The 21,356-nt window shown below is 70.5% G+C and carries 17 protein-coding genes; 13 read left to right on the forward strand and 4 right to left on the reverse strand.

Annotated features, from left to right (window positions below; genetic code table 11):
• The first annotated feature begins 14 nt into the window (after positions 1-14).
• The 11 genes from IE136_RS17595 to nuoN are packed head-to-tail and all read left to right on the forward strand — an operon-like array spanning position 15 to position 14,178.
• Positions 15-1,331, forward strand: a complete 1,317-nt coding sequence (locus IE136_RS17595) for an NADH-quinone oxidoreductase subunit D (RefSeq protein ID WP_189600828.1) — start codon at positions 15-17, stop codon at positions 1,329-1,331.
• Positions 1,328-2,071, forward strand: a complete 744-nt coding sequence (gene nuoE / locus IE136_RS17600) for an NADH-quinone oxidoreductase subunit NuoE (protein ID WP_158989207.1) — start codon at positions 1,328-1,330, stop codon at positions 2,069-2,071. The genes IE136_RS17595 and nuoE overlap by 4 nt, the downstream gene beginning before the upstream one ends.
• Entirely contained in the window at positions 2,071-3,420 is a 1,350-nt protein-coding gene (gene nuoF / locus IE136_RS17605; protein ID WP_158989209.1) for an NADH-quinone oxidoreductase subunit NuoF, read from the forward strand. Before nuoE ends, nuoF begins: the two co-directional genes overlap by 1 nt.
• Positions 3,417-5,909, forward strand: coding sequence for an NADH-quinone oxidoreductase subunit G (locus IE136_RS17610; protein WP_189600829.1), 2,493 nt, complete (start codon positions 3,417-3,419; stop codon positions 5,907-5,909). Before nuoF ends, IE136_RS17610 begins: the two co-directional genes overlap by 4 nt.
• Entirely contained in the window at positions 5,906-7,267 is a 1,362-nt protein-coding gene (gene nuoH / locus IE136_RS17615; RefSeq protein ID WP_158989213.1) for an NADH-quinone oxidoreductase subunit NuoH, read from the forward strand. Before IE136_RS17610 ends, nuoH begins: the two co-directional genes overlap by 4 nt.
• Positions 7,242-7,838, forward strand: a complete 597-nt coding sequence (gene nuoI / locus IE136_RS17620) for an NADH-quinone oxidoreductase subunit NuoI (RefSeq protein WP_158989215.1) — start codon at positions 7,242-7,244, stop codon at positions 7,836-7,838. The genes nuoH and nuoI overlap by 26 nt, the downstream gene beginning before the upstream one ends.
• Complete coding sequence (locus tag IE136_RS17625) at positions 7,835-8,677, forward strand: NADH-quinone oxidoreductase subunit J (protein ID WP_158989217.1); 843 nt, start codon at positions 7,835-7,837, stop codon at positions 8,675-8,677. Before nuoI ends, IE136_RS17625 begins: the two co-directional genes overlap by 4 nt.
• Positions 8,674-8,973 carry an NADH-quinone oxidoreductase subunit NuoK gene (gene nuoK / locus IE136_RS17630; RefSeq protein ID WP_069927518.1) on the forward strand — a complete coding sequence of 100 codons (300 nt, stop codon included), beginning with the start codon at positions 8,674-8,676 and terminating at the stop codon, positions 8,971-8,973. Before IE136_RS17625 ends, nuoK begins: the two co-directional genes overlap by 4 nt.
• An 11-nt stretch (positions 8,974-8,984) precedes the next feature.
• The gene (gene nuoL / locus IE136_RS17635; protein ID WP_158989219.1) at positions 8,985-10,925 is read left to right on the forward strand and encodes an NADH-quinone oxidoreductase subunit L; all 1,941 of its coding nucleotides are present in this window, start codon (positions 8,985-8,987) and stop codon (positions 10,923-10,925) included.
• A 5-nt stretch (positions 10,926-10,930) separates the two neighbouring features.
• On the forward strand, positions 10,931-12,520 hold the full coding sequence (locus IE136_RS17640; protein WP_158994561.1) for an NADH-quinone oxidoreductase subunit M: 1,590 nt from the start codon (positions 10,931-10,933) through the stop codon (positions 12,518-12,520).
• On the forward strand, positions 12,517-14,178 hold the full coding sequence (nuoN, locus tag IE136_RS17645; RefSeq protein ID WP_189600830.1) for an NADH-quinone oxidoreductase subunit NuoN: 1,662 nt from the start codon (positions 12,517-12,519) through the stop codon (positions 14,176-14,178). Before IE136_RS17640 ends, nuoN begins: the two co-directional genes overlap by 4 nt.
• A 57-nt stretch (positions 14,179-14,235) precedes the next feature.
• On the opposite strand, the gene IE136_RS17650 is transcribed toward nuoN, so the two are convergent.
• Together IE136_RS17650 and fahA are read right to left on the reverse strand one after the other, a co-directional pair.
• Positions 14,236-14,781, reverse strand: coding sequence for a hypothetical protein (locus IE136_RS17650; protein ID WP_158989223.1), 546 nt, complete (start codon positions 14,779-14,781; stop codon positions 14,236-14,238).
• 139 nt (positions 14,782-14,920) lie between these two features.
• Positions 14,921-16,153, reverse strand: coding sequence for a fumarylacetoacetase (gene fahA / locus IE136_RS17655; RefSeq protein ID WP_158989225.1), 1,233 nt, complete (start codon positions 16,151-16,153; stop codon positions 14,921-14,923).
• A 241-nt stretch (positions 16,154-16,394) separates the two neighbouring features.
• On the opposite strand from fahA, the gene IE136_RS17660 reads away from it, so the two are divergent.
• A complete protein-coding gene (locus tag IE136_RS17660) occupies positions 16,395-17,741 on the forward strand; it encodes an LAETG motif-containing sortase-dependent surface protein (RefSeq protein WP_229818931.1) in 1,347 nt (448 codons plus the stop codon).
• Between the two features lie 57 nt (positions 17,742-17,798).
• Here IE136_RS17660 and IE136_RS17665 read toward each other — a convergent pair whose 3' ends face one another.
• Both IE136_RS17665 and IE136_RS36445 read right to left on the reverse strand, forming a co-directional pair.
• Positions 17,799-19,796, reverse strand: coding sequence for a CocE/NonD family hydrolase (locus IE136_RS17665; RefSeq protein WP_189600831.1), 1,998 nt, complete (start codon positions 19,794-19,796; stop codon positions 17,799-17,801).
• 40 nt (positions 19,797-19,836) lie between these two features.
• Positions 19,837-19,962 (reverse strand): hypothetical protein, encoded by a 126-nt coding sequence (locus IE136_RS36445; protein WP_268247939.1) that lies wholly within the window; start codon positions 19,960-19,962, stop codon positions 19,837-19,839.
• A 199-nt stretch (positions 19,963-20,161) separates the two neighbouring features.
• Here IE136_RS36445 and IE136_RS17670 point away from each other — a divergent pair, with 199 nt between their 5' ends.
• Positions 20,162-21,172, forward strand: coding sequence for a polyprenyl synthetase family protein (locus IE136_RS17670; protein ID WP_158989229.1), 1,011 nt, complete (start codon positions 20,162-20,164; stop codon positions 21,170-21,172).
• Positions 21,173-21,356: the final 184 nt, after the last annotated feature.

A 21,356-nucleotide genomic window follows, 5' to 3' on the forward strand; every position in this document is an offset into this window, starting at 1 on the left:
CCGGGAGGCACCCCTTGGATGACGCCTCCCCCCGGGAGACCACGGAAGGCACCGTCTACACCGTCACCGGCGGCGACTGGGAGGAGGTCGTCCAGTCCGCCGCCAAGGCCGACGACGAGCGGATCATCGTCAACATGGGCCCCCAGCACCCGTCCACGCACGGCGTGCTCCGGCTCATCCTGGAGATCGACGGCGAGACCGTCACCGAGGCCCGCTGCGGCATCGGCTACCTCCACACCGGCATCGAGAAGAACCTCGAGTACCGGACCTGGACGCAGGGCACCACGTTCGTCACGCGCATGGACTACCTCACCTCGTTCTACAACGAGACGGCGTACTGCCTGGGCGTCGAGAAGCTGCTCGGCATCACCGACCAGGTCCCCGACCGGGCCACCCTCATCCGCGTCCTGCTGATGGAGCTCAACCGGCTCTCCTCCCACCTGGTGTGCATCGCCACCGGCGGCATGGAGCTCGGCGCGACCACGATCATGATCTACGGCTTCCGGGACCGCGAGATGATCCTGGACCTGTACGAGCTGATCACCGGCCTTCGTATGAACCACGCGTTCATCCGCCCCGGCGGCCTCGCCCAGGACCTCCCGCCCGGCGCCGTCGACGCCGTGCGCGAGTTCGTGAAGACCATGAAGAAGAACCTGCCGGAGTACGACAAGCTCGCCACCGGCAACCCCATCTTCAAGGCCCGCATGCAGGACGTCGGCTACCTCGACCTCGCCGGCTGCATGGCGCTCGGCGCCACCGGACCGATCCTGCGCTCGGCGGGCCTCCCGCACGACCTGCGCAAGACCGACCCGTACTGCGGCTACGAGACCTTCGAGTTCGACGTCCCGATCGCCGACAGCTGCGACTCCTACGGACGGTTCCTCATCCGCCTGGAGGAGATGCGCCAGTCCCTCAGGATCGTCGAGCAGTGCCTGGACCGGCTGGAGCCGGGCCCGGTCATGGTCGGCGACAAGAAGATCGCCTGGCCCGCGCAGCTCGCGCTCGGCCCGGACGGACTCGGCAACTCCCTCGACCACATCAAGAAGATCATGGGCACCTCCATGGAGGCCCTGATCCACCACTTCAAGCTGGTGACCGAAGGTTTCCGCGTCCCGGCCGGCCAGGCCTACGCGGCCGTCGAGTCCCCCAAGGGCGAACTCGGCGTGCACGTCGTCAGCGACGGCGGCACCCGCCCCTACCGGGTCCACTACCGCGACCCGTCCTTCACCAACCTGCAGGCCATGGCGGCGATGTGCGAGGGCGGCCAGGTGGCCGACGTCATCGTCGCCGTCGCGTCCATCGACCCCGTGATGGGAGGCGTCGACCGATGACGGACGGACAGACGAGTCTCGGGATGCCCCAGCTCCCCGCCCCCGACTACCCGGCCGAGGTGCGCGCCCGGCTGGAGGCGGACGCCAAGGAGATCATCGCCCGCTACCCGGGGTCCCGCTCCGCGCTCCTGCCGATGCTGCACCTCGTGCAGGCGGAGGACGGATACGTCACCCGCACCGGCATGAGGTTCTGCGCGGACCTCCTCGGCCTCACCACCGCCGAGGTCACCGCGGTGGCCACCTTCTACACGATGTACCGGCGCAAGCCGTCCGGCGACTACCAGGTCGGGGTGTGCACCAACACGCTCTGCGCGGTGATGGGCGGCGACGCCATCTTCGAGGAGCTGAAGGCCCACCTCGGTGTCGGCAACGCCGAGACCACGGCCGACGGCAAGGTCACGCTGGAGCACATCGAGTGCAACGCGGCCTGCGACTTCGCCCCCGTGGTGATGGTCAACTGGGAGTTCTTCGACAACCAGACCCCCGAGTCCGCCAAGAAGATCGTCGACGACCTGCGGGCCGGCCGCCCGGTCGAGCCGACCCGGGGCGCGCCCCTGTGCACGTACAAGGAGACGGCCCGGATCCTGGCCGGCTTCCCCGACGAGCGCGAGGGGGCCGTCGAGGCCACCGGAGGGGCCGGCCCGGCCTCACTCGTCGGACTGCGCCTGGCCAAGGGCGAGACGTCGCACCACAAGATCGGCCACCCGCGCGGCGAAGCAGCCGGTGGGGAGGGGGAGTGATGACCTTGGCACCCGAGCTCAGCAACAGCAGCCCCGAGAAACTGCTCGCCCCGGTCCTCTCCGCGTTCTGGGACCAGCCGCACTCCTGGACGCTGGAGACGTACCGGCGGCACGACGGGTACGAAGGGCTGCGGAAGGCCCTCGCGATGTCGCCCGACGACCTCATCGCGTACGTCAAGGACTCCGGACTCCGCGGCCGCGGCGGCGCCGGCTTCCCCACCGGGATGAAGTGGCAGTTCATCCCGCAGGGCGACGGCAAGCCGCACTACCTCGTCGTCAACGCCGACGAGTCCGAGCCCGGCACCTGCAAGGACATCCCGCTCCTCTTCGCCAACCCGCACTCGCTCATCGAGGGCATCGTGATCGCCTGCTACGCGATCCGCTCGAACCACGCCTTCATCTATCTGCGCGGCGAGGTCGTCCCCGTCCTGCGCCGGCTGCACGAGGCCGTCCGCGAGGCCTACGAGGCCGGCTACCTCGGCAAGGACATCCTCGGCACCGGACTCGACCTCGAACTCACCGTGCACGCGGGCGCCGGCGCGTACATCTGCGGCGAGGAGACCGCCCTGCTCGACTCGCTCGAAGGACGGCGCGGCCAGCCCCGGCTGCGTCCCCCCTTCCCCGCGGTCGCCGGTCTGTACGCCTGCCCCACCGTGGTGAACAACGTCGAGTCCATCGCCTCCGTTCCCGCGATCCTCAACCGGGGCAAGGACTGGTTCAAGTCCATGGGCAGCGAGAAGTCCCCCGGCTTCACGCTGTACTCGCTCAGCGGGCACGTCACCTCGCCCGGCCAGTACGAGGCCCCGCTCGGGATCACGCTGCGCCAGCTCCTCGACATGAGCGGCGGCATGCGCGCGGGCCACCGGCTGAAGTTCTGGACGCCGGGCGGCTCCTCCACCCCGATGTTCACCGACGAGCACCTCGACGTGCCGCTCGACTACGAGGGCGTGGGCGCGGCCGGCTCGATGCTCGGCACCAAGGCGCTCCAGTGCTTCGACGAGACGACCTGTGTGGTGCGGGCCGTGACCCGGTGGACCGAGTTCTACGCCCACGAGTCCTGCGGCAAGTGCACACCGTGCCGCGAGGGCACGTACTGGCTGGTCCAGTTGCTCCGCGACATCGAGGCCGGCAAGGGCACCATGTCCGACCTCGACAAGCTGAACGACATCGCCGACAACATCAACGGCAAGTCCTTCTGCGCGCTCGGTGACGGCGCCGCCTCCCCGATCTTCTCCTCGCTGAAGTACTTCCGCGAGGAGTACGAGCAGCACATCACCGGCCGGGGCTGCCCCTTCGACCCGGCCAAGTCGACCGCCTGGGCGGACAACCACAAGGAGGTGACGGCATGACGGTGACCACGTCGAACCCGGCCGGCGGCGAAGCCGCCCGCCCGCCCAAGGCCGCCGGCGAGGACACGGTCACGCTGACCATCGACGGCGCCGAGATCTCCGTCCCCAAGGGGACCCTCGTCATCCGCGCCGCCGAACAGCTCGGCATCGAGATCCCGCGCTTCTGCGACCACCCGCTCCTCGACCCGGCCGGCGCCTGCCGCCAGTGCATCGTCGAGGTCGAGGGCCAGCGCAAGCCGATGGCCTCCTGCACCATCACCTGCACCGACGGCATGGTGGTGAAGTCGCAGCTGACCAGCCCGGTCGCCGAGAAGGCCCAGCACGGCGTGATGGAGCTGCTGCTCATCAACCACCCGCTGGACTGCCCGGTCTGCGACAAGGGCGGCGAGTGCCCGCTGCAGAACCAGGCGATGTCCCACGGCCGGTCGGAGTCCCGCTTCGAGGGAGTCAAGCGGACCTACGAGAAGCCGGTGCCGATCTCCACCCAGGTGCTGCTCGACCGCGAGCGGTGCGTGCTCTGCGCCCGCTGCACCCGCTTCTCCAACCAGGTCGCCGGCGACCCGATGATCGAACTGATCGAGCGCGGCGCGCTCCAGCAGGTCGGCACCGGCGAGGGCGACCCCTTCGAGTCGTACTTCTCCGGCAACACCATTCAGATCTGCCCGGTCGGCGCGCTGACCTCGGCGGCGTACCGCTTCCGCTCCCGCCCCTTCGACCTGGTGTCCTCGCCGAGCGTCTGCGAGCACTGCGCGGGCGGCTGCGCGACGCGCACCGACCACCGGCGCGGCAAGGTCATGCGGCGGCTCGCCGCCGAGGACCCGGAGGTCAACGAGGAGTGGATGTGCGACAAGGGGCGGTTCGGCTTCCGGTACGCGCAGCAGCGCGACCGGCTGACCACCCCGCTCGTCCGGAACCCCGAGACGGGTGAGCTGGAGCCCGCCTCCTGGCCCGAGGCGCTGGAGGCGGCGGCCCGCGGCCTCGTGCGCGGCCGCACCGGCGTCCTGCCCGGCGGCAGGCTGACCGTCGAGGACTCCTACGCGTACGCCAAGTTCGCCCGGGTCGCCCTCGACACCCACGACGTCGACTTCCGGGCCCGCGTCCACTCCGGCGAGGAGGCCGACTTCCTGGCCTCCTCCGTGGCGGGGCGCGGACGGGACCTGGACGGCAGCGGGACCACGTACACCTCGCTGGAGGCCGCCCCGGCCGTGCTGCTCGTCGGGCTCGAGTCCGAGGAGGAGGCGCCCGGCGTCTTCCTGCGGTTGCGCAAGGCCTGGCGCAAGAAGGGCCAGAGGACGTACGCGCTCGCCTCGCACGCCACCCGCGGTCTGGTGAAGGCGGGCGGGACGCTGCTGCCGGCCGCGCCCGGCACCGAGACCGAGTGGCTGGACGCCCTCACCTCCCGCGTCGGCCTCGACGAGACCGGCACGGCCGCGGCCGAGGCGCTGCGGCAGGGCGGCTCGGTCATCGTGGTCGGCGAGCGCCTGGCCGCCGTGCCCGGCGGACTCACCGCCGCCGTGCGGGCCGCGACGGCGACCGGCGCGACCCTGGTGTGGATCCCGCGCCGGGCGGGCGAGCGAGGCGCGCTGGAGGCCGGCGCCATCCCGACGCTGCTGCCCGGCGGGCGCCCCGTGACCGACCCCCGCGCCCGTGAGGAGGTCGCGACCGCCTGGGGCGTACGCGGACTCCCGCACGGCTACGGCCGCGACACGGGCCAGATCGTCGAGGCCGCAGCCACCGGCGAACTGGGCGCGCTGGTCGTCGGCGGCGTCGAGGTCCGCGACCTGCCCGACCCGGCACGCGCGCGTGAAGCCCTCGACGCGGCCTTCGTGGTCTCCCTGGAGCTGCGGCCGAGCGAGGTCACCGCACGGGCCGACGTGGTCCTCCCGGTCGCCGCGGTCGCCGAGAAGGCCGGCACCTTCCTCAACTGGGAGGGCAGGGCCAGGCTCTTCGAGGCGGCGCTCAAGCCCGAGCAGATGACCCGGCCGCTCGCGCCGACGGACGCCCGCGTGCTCCACATGCTCGCCGACGCCCTGGACGCGCATCTGGCGCTGCCGGACCTGAAGTCCGTACGACGGGAGATGGACCGGCTCGGCGGCTGGACCGGCGAGCGGGCCTCCGAGCCCGTCGAGCCGGCGCAGGCCGCGCCGCGCCCCGCCGAGGGCGAGGCCGTCCTCGCCGGACACCGGCTCCTGCTGGACCTCGGCAAGCTCCAGGAGGGCGACCCCGCCCTGGCCGGCACCCGCCACGCCGCCCTGGCGCACCTCTCGGCCGCCACCGCGGCCGAGACCGGGGTGAAGGACGGCGACGTCCTCGCCGTGACCGGCCCCGCGGGCTCCGTCCGCTTCCCGCTCCAGGTCACCGAGATGCCCGACCGCGTGGTCTGGGTCCCGCTGAACTCGGCGGGCGGCGGCGTCCTCTCCGACACCGGCGCCCACCCGGGCGACCTGGTCCGTATCGGTCCCGCGGCTTCGACGGAGGTGGAGGCATGACCACGCTGCTCGCCGCTGAAGACCTGTCCATGTTCGGCACGGACCCCTGGTGGCTCGTCGCGATCAAGGCCGTCTTCTGCTTCGCCTTCCTGATGATCACCGTGCTCTTCTCCATCGTGTGGGAGCGCAAGGTCGTCGCCTGGATGCAGCTGCGCATCGGTCCCAACCGGCACGGCCCCTGGGGCCTCCTCCAGTCCCTCGCGGACGGCATCAAGCTGATGCTGAAGGAGGACGTCGTCGTCAAGCGGGCCGACAAGGTGGTCTACATCCTCGCGCCGATCATCGCCGCGGCCCCGGCGTTCATGGCCATCGCCGTGATCCCCTTCGGCCCGGCCGGCAACGAGGTGTCGATCTTCGGCCACCGCACCACGATGCAGCTGACCGACCTGCCGATCGCCATGCTGTACGTGTTGGCCATCGCGTCCGTCGGGATCTACGGCATCGTGCTCGCCGGATGGTCCTCCGGCTCCACCTACCCGCTCCTGGGCGGGCTGCGCTCCTGCGCGCAGATGATCTCCTACGAGATCGCCATGGGCGCCGCGTTCGCCTCCGTCTTCCTCTACTCCGGGTCGATGTCGACCTCGGCGATCGTCGAGGCACAGGCGGACCGCTGGTTCATCGTCCTGCTGCCGGTCTCCTTCATCATCTACGTGGTCACGATGGTCGGCGAGACCAACCGCGCCCCGTTCGACATGCCGGAGTCCGAGGGCGACCTCGTCGGCGGCTTCAACACGGAGTACTCCTCCATCAAGTTCGCGATGTTCATGCTCGCCGAGTACGTGAACATGGTGACGGTCTCGGCCGTGTCGGTGACGCTCTTCCTCGGCGGCTGGCGGGCCCCGTACCCGGTCTCCACCTTCTGGGAGGGCGCGAACCACGGCTGGTGGCCGATGCTCTGGTTCGTCCTCAAGGTGCAGCTGCTGCTGTTCTTCTTCATCTGGCTGCGCGGCACGCTGCCCCGCGTCCGCTACGACCAGCTGATGAAGCTCGGCTGGAAGGTCCTCATCCCGGTCTCCGTGGTCTGGCTGATGCTGGTCGCCACCGTCCGCGCGCTGCGGAACGCGAACTACGACTTCCAGACGATCGTGCTCTACGTCGCCGGGGCGGTCCTCGCCGTGCTGCTGCTCTCCTTCATCGCGGACATGTTCCGCGACAAGAGGGCGAAGGGCGAGGCCGAGAAGACCGGCCCCGAAGCCCCGTTCGACCCGATGGCCGGCGGGTTCCCCGTACCGCCGCTGCCCGGACAGACCCTGCCGCCGGTGCCACGGCGACGGCCCCGGCACGACCGGGACCTCGTTGTCAGTGGCGCCGCCGATACTGCTACTGAGAGTGATGGAAAGGAGACGGACGGTGTCTGATTTCCAGAATCCGGTGGCCGGCTTCGGCGTGACCTTCAAGGCCATGTTCAAGAAGCGGCTGACCGAGCAGTACCCGGAGCAGCAGAAGACGACGGCGCCGCGCTTCCACGGCCGGCACCAGCTCAACCGCCACCCGGACGGCCTCGAGAAGTGCGTGGGCTGCGAGCTGTGCGCCTGGGCCTGCCCGGCGGACGCCATCTACGTGGAGGGCGCGGACAACACCGACGAGGAGCGCTACTCCCCGGGCGAGCGGTACGGCGCGGTCTACCAGATCAACTACGCCCGCTGCATCCTGTGCGGGCTGTGCATCGAGGCCTGCCCGACGCGGGCGCTGACGATGACCAACGAGTTCGAACTGGCCGACTCCTCCCGCGAGAACCTGATCTACACCAAGGAGCAGCTCCTCGCGGGCCTGGAGGACAACATGGTCGATACCCCGCACGCCATCCACCCGGGCACGGACGAGCAGGACTACTACCGGGGTCTTGTCACCGGGGCCGCGCCCGGCACGGTCCGGCAGGTCGCCACCTCCAAGGGGGAGAAGGGCGAGCCGGAAGAGGTGGACGTATGAGCGCCGACCTCGCGACCGCGACCCTCGCGGCGTACAGCACCTCGTCCGGCGAGGCCGTCCAGTTCTGGGTCCTCGGCACCGTCGCGGTGATCGGCGCCCTGTGCACGGTCCTGATGAAGAAGGCCGTCCACAGCGCGCTCTGCCTGGCCGGCACGATGATCGTCCTGGCGGTCTTCTACCTCGCCAACGGCGCGTACTTCCTCGGCATCGTCCAGATCGTCGTCTACACCGGCGCGATCATGATGCTCTTCCTCTTCGTCGTCATGCTGGTCGGTGTCACGGCCGCGGACTCGCTGAAGGAGACCATCAAGGGGCAGCGCTGGTGGGCCGCGGTCTGCGGCCTCGGGTTCGGCGTCCTGCTCGTCGCCGGGATCGGCCAGGCCGCGCTCACGGAGTTCAACGGACTCGGCGCGGCCAACGCCGCCCACGGCGGGAACGTGGAGGGCATCGCCGCCCTCATCTTCACCAAGTACGTCTTCGCCTTCGAGATCACCGGCGCGCTGCTGATCACCGCGGCCGTCGGCGCGATGGTGCTCACCCACCGCGAGCGCACCGAGAAGGCCCGCACCCAGCGCGAACTCGCCGAGCAGCGGGTGCGCGAGGGCACGCACGTGCCGCCGCTGCCGGCGCCCGGTGTCTACGCCCGGCACAACGCGGTGGACATCGCCGGTCTGCTGCCGGACGGCACGCCCGCCGAGCTGACCGTGATGCAGACCCTGCGCAAGCGCGGCCAGATCCGTGATGTGTCCGCCGAGGCGCTGGCCGACCTCAAGGCCCTCGAGCAGAGCTCCGAGGAGCGGCTCGGCCGGGACCGGGACGAAGAGGAGGCCACCCGGTGAATCCCGTCAACTATCTCTATCTCGCCGCCCTGTTGTTCACCATCGGCGCGGCCGGGGTGCTGATCCGGCGCAACGCGATCGTAGTCTTCATGTGCGTCGAGCTGATGCTCAACGCCTGCAACCTCGCGTTCGTCGCCTTCTCCCGGATGCACGGCAATCTCGACGGCCAGATCATCGCCTTCTTCACGATGGTCGTCGCCGCCGCGGAGGTCGTGGTCGGGCTCGCGATCATCGTGTCGCTGTTCCGTTCCCGCCACTCGGCCTCGGTCGACGACGCCAGCCTGATGAAGCTGTGAGGGGCTGACCCGTGGATAACCTGATTGCGCTGCTCGTCGCGGCGCCCCTGCTTGGAGCGGCCGTCCTGCTGTGCGGCGGGCGGCGGCTCGACAAGACCGGGCACTGGCTCGGCACGCTGCTCGCGGGCCTCTCGTTCGTCATCGGTGCCGTGCTCTTCGCCGACATGGTGGGCAAGGGCGCCGAGGACCGGGCCCTGCACCAGCGGCTGTTCAGCTGGGTCCCGGTCGAGGGCTTCCAGGCGGACATCGCCTTCCAGCTCGACCAGCTGTCGATGACGTTCGTGCTCCTGATCACCGGTGTCGGCACGCTCATCCACGTGTACTCGATCGGGTACATGGAGCACGACGAGCGCCGCCGCCGCTTCTTCGGCTATCTGAACCTGTTCCTCGCGGCGATGCTGCTGCTCGTCCTCGCGGACAACTACCTGCTCCTCTACTTCGGCTGGGAGGGCGTGGGCCTCGCCTCGTACCTCCTGATCGGCTTCTGGCAGCACAAGCCCAGCGCGGCCACCGCCGCGAAGAAGGCCTTCCTGGTCAACCGGGTCGGCGACATGGGCCTGTCGATCGCGATCATGCTGATGTTCACCACCTTCGGGACCTTCGCCTTCGGCCCGGTGCTCTCGTCCACGGGGGAGAGCAGCGAGGGCATGATGACGGCGATCGGGCTGATGCTGCTGCTCGCCGCCTGCGGCAAGTCGGCCCAGGTGCCGCTGCAGTCCTGGCTCGGTGACGCGATGGAGGGCCCGACCCCGGTCTCGGCCCTGATCCACGCGGCCACCATGGTCACCGCCGGTGTCTATCTGATCGTCCGCTCCGCCGACATCTTCAACGCCGCCCCGGACGCGCAGCTCGCGGTCACCGTGGTCGGCGCGGTCACGCTCCTCTTCGGTGCGATCGTCGGTTGCGCCAAGGACGACATCAAGAAGGCGCTGGCCGGCTCGACGATGTCGCAGATCGGCTACATGATCCTGGCGGCGGGCCTCGGCCCGATCGGCTACGCCTTCGCGATCATGCACCTGGTGACGCACGGCTTCTTCAAGGCCGGCCTCTTCCTCGGCGCCGGTTCGGTCATGCACGGCATGAACGACGAGGTGGACATGAGGAAGTACGGCGGCCTGCGGAAGTACATGCCGGTCACCTTCGTCACCTTCGGCCTCGGCTACCTCGCCATCATCGGCTTCCCGGGCCTGTCCGGCTTCTTCTCCAAGGACAAGATCATCGAGGCGGCGTTCGCCAAGGGCGGCACCGAGGGCTGGATCCTCGGCGGCGTCGCCCTCCTGGGCGCGGCCATCACCGCGTACTACATGACGCGTGTGATGCTCCTGACCTTCTTCGGCGAGAAGCGCTGGCAGCCGGCGCCCGACCCGGACAAGGCGCCCGGTGTCGAGCCCGGCATCGAGGTGCACCCCGGCGAGATGCCGCACCCGCACGAGTCCCCGAGGTCGATGACGATCCCGATGATCCTGCTGGCCGTCGGATCCGTCGGCGCCGGCGCCTTCTTCGGCATCGGCGACCGGTTCGTGAAGTGGCTGGAGCCGGTGACGAAGTTCGAGCACGGACACCCGCCGATCGGCGCCGCGGCCATCACCTCCGCCACGGTCGCGGTCATGGTCATCGGTGTCACGGTCGCCTACCTCCAGTACGGCCGCAGGCCCGTCCCGGTGGTCGCCCCACGCGGCTCGCTGCTCACCCGGGCCGCCCGCCGCGACCTGCTCCAGGACGACTTCAACCACATCGTCCTGGTCCGCGGCGGCGAGCACCTCACCCGGTCGCTGGTCTACGTCGACCACACCCTGGTGGACGGGGTGGTCAACGGCACGGCGGCCTCGGTCGGCGGCCTGTCCGGCCGGCTGCGCAAGCTGCAGAACGGCTACGCCCGCTCGTATGCGGTCTCCATGTTCGGAGGTACGGCGGTGCTGATCGCCGCGACCCTGCTGATGAGGGCGGTGTGATCGCCATGTCCCAAGTAGTCAACGCGGGGTTCCCCATCCTGACGGCCACGGCAGCGGTGCCGGCGATCGGCGCGATCCTCACCGCCGCCGTCCCCGCCGCCCGCCGCACCGCCGCCAAGTGGCTGGCGCTGCTCGTCTCGCTCGTCACGCTCGCGCTGGCCGCGATCGTGCTCGTCGGCTTCGAGCCCGGTGGCGACCGCTACCAGTTCGTCGAGTCCCACTCCTGGATCAAGGACTTCGGGGTCCGGTACGAACTGGGCGTGGACGGCATCGGGGTGGCGCTGATCGCGCTCACCGCTCTGCTGATCCCCTTCGTCGTCCTGGCCGGCTGGCACGACGCCGACCCCCTGGAGACGAAGAGCAGTCGCTGGCGGCCCACCCAGGGATTCTTCGCCCTGATCCTGGCCGTCGAGGCGATGGTGATCCTCTCCTTCGAGGCCACCGACGTCTTCCTCTTCTACATCCTGTTCGAAGCCATGCTCATCCCGATGTACTTCCTCATCGGCGGCTTCGGCGACCGGGCCCACGCGGGCTCCGACGAGAACGCGGCCGCCCAACGCTCCTACGCGGCGGTCAAGTTCCTGCTCTACAACCTGGTCGGCGGGCTGATCATGCTGGCCGCCGTCATCGGCCTGTACGTCGTCGCCGGGAACTTCTCGCTCACCGAGATCGCCGAGGCGCGGGCGAGCGGGCAGCTGGAGATGGCGACCAACACCGAGCGGCTGCTCTTCCTGGGCTTCTTCTTCGCCTTCGCGGTGAAGGCGCCGCTGTGGCCGCTGCACACCTGGCTGCCGAACGCGATGGGGGAGGCGACCGCACCGGTCGCCGTCCTCATCACCGCGGTGGTCGACAAGGTCGGCACCTTCGCGATGCTCCGCTTCTGCCTGGGGCTCTTCCCCGAGGCCTCGAAGTGGGCGACCCCGGTGATCATCACCCTCGCCCTGATCAGCATCGTCTACGGCGCACTGCTCGCGGTCGGCCAGCGGGACATCAAGCGCCTGATCGCGTACGCCTCGATCTCCCACTTCGGCTTCATCATCATGGGCATCTTCGCGATGACCAGCCAGGGCCAGAGCGGCGCCACGCTCTACATGGTCAACCACGGGATCTCGACGGCCGCGCTGATGCTGGTGGCCGGCTTCCTGATCTCCCGGCGCGGCTCGCGGCTCATCGCCGACTACGGCGGTGTGCAGAAGGTCGCCCCGGTGCTCGCCGGCACGTTCCTGATCGGCGGTCTGGCCACCCTCTCGCTGCCGGGCCTCGCGCCCTTCGTCAGTGAATTCCTGGTCCTGGTCGGCACGTTCGCCCGCTACCCGGTGGCCGGCATCATCGCCACCACCGGCATCGTCCTCGCCGCGCTCTACACCCTCGTCCTGTACCAGCGGACGATGACGGGCCCGGTGAAGGAGGAGGTCCGGGCGATGCCGGACCTGCGGGTGCGGGAACTGGCCGTCGTCGCACCGCTGATCGCCCTGTTGATCTTCCTCGGGGTGTTCCCGAAGCCGCTGACGGACATCGTCAACCCGGCGGTCACCCACACCATGTCCGACGTCCAGCAGAAGGACCCTGCACCCGAAGTGGAGGCGGCCAAGTGAGCGCATCAGCCGTCGCGCCAGCTGTCCACAGCCTGTGGACGGCGGCCGCCGAGCCGTTGACCAAGATCCCGGCACCCCACATCGAGTACGTCCAGCTCTCGCCCGTACTCATCGTGGTCGGCGCCGCGGTCCTCAGCGTCCTCGTAGAGGCCTTCGTGCCCCGCAAGCGCCGCTACCACAGCCAGGTGTTCCTCACCGTCCTGGCCCTCGTCGCCGCCTTCGCCGCCATCGTCGGCCTCGCCGCCGGCGGCTACGGCTCCACCAAGGCCCACATCGCGGCCATGGGCGCCGTCGCCGTCGACGGCCCGGCGCTCTTCCTGCAGGGCACCATCCTGCTGGCCTCGATCGTCGCGGTCTTCACCTTCGCCGAGCGCAGGCTCGACCCGGTCCACCACGGTCACAAGGTCGACTCCTTCGCCGCCGAGGCCGCCGCCGTCCCCGGCAGCGAACAGGAACGGGCGGCGGCCAAGGCCGGGTTCACCACCACCGAGGTGTTCCCGCTGGCACTGTTCGCCGTCGCCGGCATGCTGGTCTTCCCCGCCGCCAACGACCTCCTGACGCTCTTCATCGCCCTGGAGGTCTTCTCCCTCCCGCTCTACCTGCTCTGCGCCGTCGCCCGCCGCAGGCGGCTGATGTCGCAGGAGGCCGCGGTCAAGTACTTCCTCCTCGGCGCCTTCTCCTCGGCGTTCCTGCTCTTCGGCATCGCTCTTCTCTACGGCTACGCGGGCTCCGTCTCGTATGCCACGATCGCCGACGTCGTCGACGGTTCGGTCGCCGCCGTCGATCCGGCCCTCGCCCAGACCATGGGCAACGACGTCCTGCTGCTCATCGGCTTCGCGATGGTCCTGATGGGGCTGCTCTTCAAGGTCGGCGCCGTGCCGTTCCACATGTGGACCCCGGACGTCTACCAGGGCGCCCCGACCCCCGTCACCGGCTTCATGGCCGCCGCCACGAAGGTCGCCGCGTTCGGCGCGCTGCTGCGCCTGCTGTACGTGGTGCTGCCGGGCCTCACGTGGGACTGGCGGCCGGTCATGTGGGGCGTCGCCATCGTCACCATGCTGGGCGGCGCGATCGTCGCGATCACCCAGACCGACATCAAGCGGCTCCTCGCGTACTCCTCCATCGCGCACGCCGGCTTCCTGCTCGCCGGTGTCATCGCGGCCACGCCGACCGGCATCTCCTCGGTGCTGTTCTACCTGGGCGCCTACTCCTTCGTGACGATCGGCGCCTTCGCCGTGGTCACGCTGGTGCGGGACGCGGGCGGGGAGGCCACGCACCTGTCCAAGTGGGCCGGTCTGGGCCGTCGTTCGCCGCTGGTGGCGGCGGTCTTCGCGGTCTTCCTGCTCGCCTTCGCCGGTATCCCGCTCACCTCCGGGTTCTCGGGGAAGTTCGCCGTCTTCAAGGCGGCGGCGGAGGGTGGCGCGGGGGCGCTGGTCGTCGTCGGTGTCGTCTCGTCGGCGATCGCCGCGTTCTTCTACATCCGGGTGATCGTGCTGATGTTCTTCAGCGAGCCGAAGGCGGACGGCCCCACGGTCGCCGTGCCCTCGGCCTTCACGGCGGCCACCATCACGGCGGGCGTCGTGGTCACCCTCGTCCTGGGCCTCGCGCCGCAGTACTTCCTGGACCTGGCGGGCCAGGCGAGCGTGTTCGTGAGGTAGCGACTGCTTGACAGGGCCCGGTCCCCGCGTGAGCGAGGGCCGGGCCCTGACGCATGCCTACGGCTTCGCCATGTCAGGCGGGCAGTCGCACGTCACCCTCGGGTTGTACGGCGTGAACACGCCCTTCGGGTTCTTCTTGAAGATCCAGGCGTGCAGGGAGTAGTGGCTTCCCAGGCCGGGGAGGACGGCCGGCCCGTCGAAGTCCCGGTCGAACATCCGCGGGCGCGGTTGGCCCGTGTTGAGAACGATGTACTCGACCGCGACCAGCTGCCGCTTGCCGTGGTGGTCGTCCTCGTAGAGCAGAGCGGCGGGCCTGGTCGGGTCGGTGGAGCCGATGTGCGCGGGCTTGACGTAGTGGTAGCCCATGCCGCCGAGCGTCGGGTCCTCGACGCACTCGTCTGTCCGGAGGTAGCCGTCGTTCAGGGCGGCCTGCTCGGACGTGTACTTCACCGTGGCGTTGTAGGCCTTGGTCAGGTCCGGGTGGGGCCAGTCGTTGCCTTTCACGGCCGAGGCCGCCGCCGAGGCCGGAGCCGTCACCAGGGCCGACGAGACGGCGGCGGCGAGGGCGAGCGTGGCTATGAGCGGACGGGGGCGTACGGGCATCGCGTTGCTCCTTGGGCGGGGTGCGCGCGCCCCTGAGCGGGGCGCCGGACGAGTGGGCTCTCCCCTGTTCCCACAGTGAGCAGCATGGGCGGCCGAACGGGTCACCGCACGCCGGGTGACCCGTTCGGGACGCGCGCGATCAGGCGCCCGGCGCGGCCACGATCCGGCCGCTCACCTCGCCGAGCGCGACCTGCGTGCCGTCCGGGCCCGGCGCCCACGCGGCGAGCGTGACCTCGTCGCCGTCCTCCAGGAAGGTGCGCTTGCCGGTGGGCAGCTCCAGGGGGTCGCGGCCGTTCCAGGTCAGTTCGAGGAGCGAGCCGCGCTGGTGCACCTCGGGCCCGGAGACCGTGCCGGAGCCGTACAGGTCACCGGTCCGCAGCGAGGCGCCGTTGACCGTCATGTGGGCGAGCTGCTGGGCGGCCGTCCAGTACATCGTGGAGAACGGCGGCTCGGAGACCACCTCGCCGTTGATCCGGACCGTGATCCGCAGATCGAAGCCGCCGGGCTCCTCCTCGGCGGAGTCGTCGAGGTACGGCAGCAGGCCGGCGTCCCGGGCCGGCGGGTCGACGCGTGCCGCGTCCAGGGCCTCCAAGGGGGTCACCCAGGCCGAGACGGAGGTCGTGAACGACTTCCCGAGGAACGGGCCGAGCGGTACGTACTCCCAGGCCTGGATGTCGCGGGCCGACCAGTCGTTGAGCAGCGTCAGTCCGAAGACGTGCTCACGGAAGTCGCCGAGCGGGACCGGCGTGCCGAGGGTGGAGGGGGTGCCGACGACGAAGCCGACCTCCGCCTCGATGTCCAGCTTCACCGACGGGCCGAAGACCGGTGCCGGGTCGGTGGGCGCCTTGCGCTGCCCGGCGGGGCGTACGACATCGGTGCCGGAGACGACGACCGTGCCGGCGCGCCCGTGGTAACCGATGGGCAGGTGCTTCCAGTTGGGGGTGAGCGCGTCGCCGTCGGGGCGGAAGATGCGGCCCACGTTCGTGGCGTGGTGCTCGCTCGCGTAGAAGTCGACGTAGTCCGCGACCTCGAACGGCAGGTGCAGGGTGACGGAGTCCAGCGGGTGCAGCAGCGGCTCTATGTCGGGCCGGTGCGCGGGCACCGTCACCCAGGCGGTCAGCGCCCTGCGCACATCGCGCCAGGCGGTGCGGCCGGCCGCGAGCAGCGCGTTCAGAGAGGGCTGGGCGAGCAGCGCGGCGTAGGGGGAGCCGAGCGCGTGCGCGGCGGCTCCCGCGTCGAGGACATGACCGCCGATGCGGACCCCGACCCTCCGCCGGCCGGGCTCGTCGGCGGTGGAGAAGACGCCGTACGGAAGGTTGTGCGGGCCGAAGGGATCGCCCTCGGCCAGGTCGAGCGGGGACTGCTCGGGCATCGGTGCTTGCCTCGCTTTCCACGGGTGTGGGGGACACGTTACGGGGCGGGGCGCGGGGCGCGGATGACATGGGTCACACAAAAAGTGGGGCCCATGTGCACAACTGTCCATGTTCGAGGGGCTTTATTCGGCCTGTGTGCCGACTGTGCGTCCGAGGGCATCCAATTGCCGCTGTTCCGCGGACTTATTCGGGTCATACGATCTCGGCGACGGTCGCGCTCGCGTGAAGTCCCCCGCAGGCGTGACCCCCCTTTCTTTCATCTTCTTCTTCGACCAGAAAAGGTCCACCTTGAAGATCCGCCGCATTCTCGCGACCGCCGTGGCCGCCGCCGTGACGACACCGGTCGTCTTCCTCTCGGCGGCCCCGGCCTTCGCCGACACCAAGCCGACCGCGCCGGCGCAGACGCAGGACCAGAAGCCGACGATCGAGCAGCTGAAGGCCGCGGTCACCGCCGCCCAGACGGCGTACGACATCGCCGTCATCGCCGAGTCCGACGCCAGGAAGGCGATCGAGGCGCTGATCGACCCGGAGAACGGGCTTCAGATCCACGTCCGCGAGACCAGGGAACTCGCGGCGAAGGCCGCCGAGGACAAGGTCAAGGCCGACGAGAAGGTCACCACCGCCCAGGCCAAGCTGGACGCGGCCACCGACGAGGCGGCCAAGGCCGAGGCACAGAAGGAGCTCGACGAGGCCAAGACGGCCGCGGAGACCGCCGCCGCCGCCAAGACCGCCGCCGACACCAAGGTGACCGCGGCCGTGAAGGCCCTCGAGGACGCCAAGGTCGCCGCCTTCACCACGCTCGCCACGGCGACGTCCACCAAGGAGGTGGCCCTCAAGACGCTGAAGGCCGCCGAGAAGGCGCTCGCCGACGCCCTGGCTGAGGAGGGTGAGGAGCCGGGCGAGGAGGAGCCGCCGCACGAGGACTGCTTCCCCGAGTCCCGGTTCACCACCGTCGTCCACGGTCTGCCCGAGAAGGTCGTCGCCGGTACGACCGTCGACTTCACCCTGCGGGTGACCAACGGCACCGACAAGAAGATGGACGAGGTGTACCCGTACGCCGCCGTCCACGCCTTCGACGCGAAGGGCATCAAGGAGCTCGACACGTACCTGGACCTGGAGTGGGCCACCGCCGGCAACGCCAAGTGGCAGGACGTCGACCCGGGCGAGAGCCTGTTCATCGGCGCGGTGGGCGCCAAGTCCTCGGTCGACGTCAAGCTGCGGCTGAAGGTCGACGCGGACACCCCGGCCGGCCAGGGCGCCGCCTTCGTCGCGGGTGACTTCTGGAACGAGGACGAGTCCTGCGGTGGCACGCCGGACGTGGAGATCTACGACTTCAGCATCCTCGCCAAGGGCACCGAGCCGGGCAAGGTGGACGACGCCACGGCCAAGCCCGGCAACACCGGCACCACCCAGCAGGGCGGTTCCTCGAACACGCCGGTGACCAACAACGGCACCACCGGTTCGCTCGCCGAGACCGGTTCCGACTCGGCGGTTCCGCAGATCGCCATGGCGGGTGGCGCGGCCGTCGTCCTCGGCGCCGGCGCGATGTTCTTCGTCCGTCGCCGCAACGCCGGCGTCGACGCCTGACAGCAGTGAGCGAATGTCCCCGCGCCCCTTTCGGGGCGCGGGGACTTTCCTTTTCGTTCACCCCGCCGTACGCGGAATGCGCTTTTCCCAGGTGCGGTGGAAGAGGACTTCCCCGCCCTCCTTGCACACCACCTCGTTCGACGTGACGAATTCCTCCGCCTCGCACGAGATTTCGGAACGTGTGTCGATCGTGACGTCCCACGCCATTTCCGGTCGGTGCAGCCGGATCGACCAGTCCGAGCGGGTGTGGGCCGACAACGGGTCGTCCTCCGTGATCGTGTACGTCTCCAGGGCTTCCTCGGTGCATTCCAGGCCGTCCGGGTAGACCCGCGTACCGCCGTGGCGGGGGTCGACCTCCAGGCGCCACTCGCCCTTCGCGACGTCGCGTACCACCAGCCGCTCCGGGCGGGGTTCCTCCAGCGTCGCCGGGAAGCTCACGCCGAGGGGTTCGGACTGCTCCGGTTCCTGCCACACGAGCCTGTCCCGGGTGGGGCGGCGGACGGGCAGGGTCAGGTGGGAGGGGGCCGGATCGAGGGTGAAGCCCTCCGCGTCCGGCTGGGGCCAGATCCACGGCCAGTACGCGGAGGAGACCGCGAGGCGGACCCGGTGGCCGGGCGGGAAGGTGTGGCCGATGCCGTTCAGCTCGAAGACGACCTCCTCGCCCGCCCCGACCCGCGCCTGCACCACCCGGTCGCGGCCGTGGCGGGCGGAGAGGTTGAGCGCCCCCCGGGTGACCAGGGTCGAGGAGCCGTCCGGGGCGACGTCGCAGAGGCGGGCGATCACCTGACCCGTGGGGGCGCCCGCGCGCAGGGAGAGGCTCACCCGGGGCCGGCCCAGGATCTCCACGGGTGGGCCGCCCGCGGGGACCACGAAGTCGAAGCAGGCCGAGTGGGCGTCCTCGCCGCGCTGGTCGGGCGGCAGGTCGGCGTCGTTGCCGAAGGGGAAGAAGCGCCCGGCGTCCAGGCCGGTCCGCTGCGGGGAGCGGACCAGGACCGGCTCCCCCTGGAAGGCGTACGTCACCGGGGTGACGTGCGGGGACGGCCAGGCGGGGTCGGCGACCCAGCGGCCCGGCAGCTTCTCGTACACCGTGGCGGGCGGGTGCGAGTCGCTGATCCAGGAGCGCAGCAGCGGCTCCGCCATCACGTCGTTGTCCGCGCCCTTGAGGTGGTGGTCCCACCAGCGCAGCGTCTCCTGGAAGAAGCCGATCGCCGGCCCCGGCGGCAGGCCCCGGTCGGGGTACTGGTGGGACCAGGGGCCGATGATCCCGCGGACGCGGTCCTGGGGGAGGTGCTCGACCAGCCGGAGCACGGTGTCCCGGTACGGGTCGTGCCAGCCGCCGACCGCGAGGACGGCCGCCTCGATGGCGCCGTAGTCCTCGCAGACGCTGCCGTGCTTCCAGTAGTCGTCGCGGGTCTGGTGGGCGAGCCAGGTGTGGAGGAAGGGGTCGACCGCCTCCAGGCGCTCCAGCCACATCTCGCGCCACGTCTCACCGGCGTACCGCGGGTCGGGCGGGCGGGAGACGAAGGCGAGCATGGTCGCGGCCCAGGCGTGCATGTCCACGGCGAGGACGGAGCCGCCCATGTAGTGGACGTCGTTGTCGTAGCGGTCGTCGGTCGAGCAGACGGTGACGACCGCCTTCAGCGGCTCGGGGGCGAGCGCGGCGATCTGGAGCGAGTTGAAGCCGCCCCAGGAGATCCCGAACATGCCGACCTTGCCGGTGCACCAGTCCTGCTCGGCGAGCCAGTTCACCACCGCCACGCCGTCGGCCAGCTCGGTCGCGTCGTACTCGTCACCCGGCAGGCCCTCGCTGTTGCCGTGGCCGCGCACGTCGACGCGTACGGAGGCGTAGCCGTGCCCGGCGTACCAGGGGTGGCGCTGCCAGTCGCGGGGCGCGGTCCAGTCGGTGAGGCGGTGGGGCAGGTACTCCAGCAGGGCGGGGACGGGCGCGTCGGTGACCGGCCTCCAGATCCGGGCGTACAGCCGTGTGCCGTCCGCCATGGGGATGCGGACGTCGTCGTGGACGGTCTCGTACGGGAACTCGGTGCGGATCTTCACGGTGCGGACACCTCCTCGGGAGGCCCTGGGCGGGGGGAACTCAGTGGACGGGGTGCGTGGTGCGGCGCAGCCGGAACAAGTCCTTCGACGGGGCGAAGAGGGCATGATCTTCCTCGGGCGGTGGCCGCTCACCGTCCGTGTCGATATCGATCACTGTTCGGGACAAAAGGCGCACTCCTGATCGTATGAGCTGATCACGAACATACCGGGGGTGGCGGGAAGGCGCCCATGGTGATCGAAAGGCGACCGGATACGCTGACTTGAGTGAATCGAGCGACACATCGACAATCCGTGTGATCGTCGGCAGTGCCAGCAGGCGTGACAGCAGACGCTGGACCAGGCGTCAGCAGACAGGAGACCCCCTCGTGACCGTCGTCGGGCCGTTCGGTCTTAGCGTGCGGGACCAGGCTCTCGAGGCCGATGTCCAGGCCGGGTTGGCGGCCGTGGAGGCAGGGCTCCTCGACGCCACCAAGAGCGAGATCCCGTTCATCACGGAGGCCGCGCAGCACCTCGTCCTGGCCGGCGGCAAGCGATTCCGGCCGCTGCTCGTGATGCTCGCCGCCCAGTTCGGCGACCCCTACGCGCCCGGTGTCGTGCCCTCGGCCGTCGTCGTCGAGCTGACCCACCTGGCCACGCTCTACCACGACGACGTCATGGACGAGGCGGACGTGCGGCGCGGTGTCCCGAGCGCGAACACCCGCTGGGGCAACTCCATCGCCGTCCTCACGGGTGACTTCCTCTTCGCCCGCGCCTCGCACACGCTCGCGGATCTCGGACCCGAGGCCGTACGAATCCAGTCCGAGGCGTTCGAACGGCTGGTCACCGGCCAGATCCTGGAGACGGCCGGCCCGCAGGGCGACCGCGACCCGGTCGACCACTACCTCGACGTCCTCGGCGGCAAGACCGGCTCGCTCGTCGCCGTCTCCTGCCGCTTCGGCGCGATGATGGCCGGCGCCGACGAGAGCGTCGTCGACACCCTCACCCAGTACGGTGAGCGGCTCGGAGTCGCCTTCCAGCTCGCCGACGACGTCCTGGACATCGCCTCCGACTCCCACGAGTCCGGCAAGACCCCGGGCACCGACCTCCGCGAGGGCATCCCCACCCTCCCCGTCCTCCGCCTGCGGGCCGCCGCGGCCGCCCACGGGCGCCCGGAGGACGTGGAGCTGGTCGAGCTGATCGACGGCGGCCTCGCCGACGACGCACGGCACGCGGAGGCCCTGCGGCGGCTGCGGGTCCACCCGGCCCTGGAACAGGCCCGCCGCGACACCGTGCGCTACGCCGAGGAGGCGCGGGCGATGCTGGCGCCGCTGCCCGACGGGTACCCGAAGTCGGCCCTGGCGGAGCTGTGCGACGCGGTGGTCCACCGCGCGGGCTAGGGCCGTGTCCGTGAAGTCCCGCCTGGCCCGCGACGCCTGGCACGCACACTCGCCGCGTCGCCGGGATCACCCGAGTACGCCCGGTACGAGGGCGGCCCTCCGCCTTCTCGATCGCCCGCACCGGACGCCGCGGGCCCTGCCCTGCGGGCGGACGCCGCTGCTTTCCGGACACGACCTCCAGGGA

This window comes from Streptomyces lateritius (assembly GCF_014649715.1).
GTDB classification, from domain to species: Bacteria; Actinomycetota; Actinomycetes; order Streptomycetales; family Streptomycetaceae; genus Streptomyces; species Streptomyces lateritius.

Excerpts from the sequence above, each read along its gene's own strand:
- fahA (WP_158989225.1), bottom strand. The coding sequence starts at position 16,153 with ATGCCCGAGCAGTCCCCGCTCGACCTGGCCGAGGGCGATCCCTTCGGC.
- IE136_RS17625 (WP_158989217.1), top strand. The coding sequence starts at position 7,835 with ATGAGCGCCGACCTCGCGACCGCGACCCTCGCGGCGTACAGCACCTCG.
- nuoF (WP_158989209.1), top strand. The coding sequence starts at position 2,071 with ATGACCTTGGCACCCGAGCTCAGCAACAGCAGCCCCGAGAAACTGCTC.
- IE136_RS17650 (WP_158989223.1), bottom strand. The coding sequence starts at position 14,781 with ATGCCCGTACGCCCCCGTCCGCTCATAGCCACGCTCGCCCTCGCCGCC.
- IE136_RS17610 (WP_189600829.1), top strand. The coding sequence starts at position 3,417 with ATGACGGTGACCACGTCGAACCCGGCCGGCGGCGAAGCCGCCCGCCCG.
- nuoE (WP_158989207.1), top strand. The coding sequence starts at position 1,328 with ATGACGGACGGACAGACGAGTCTCGGGATGCCCCAGCTCCCCGCCCCC.
- nuoH (WP_158989213.1), top strand. The coding sequence starts at position 5,906 with ATGACCACGCTGCTCGCCGCTGAAGACCTGTCCATGTTCGGCACGGAC.
- IE136_RS17640 (WP_158994561.1), top strand. The coding sequence starts at position 10,931 with ATGTCCCAAGTAGTCAACGCGGGGTTCCCCATCCTGACGGCCACGGCA.
- nuoI (WP_158989215.1), top strand. The coding sequence starts at position 7,242 with ATGGAAAGGAGACGGACGGTGTCTGATTTCCAGAATCCGGTGGCCGGC.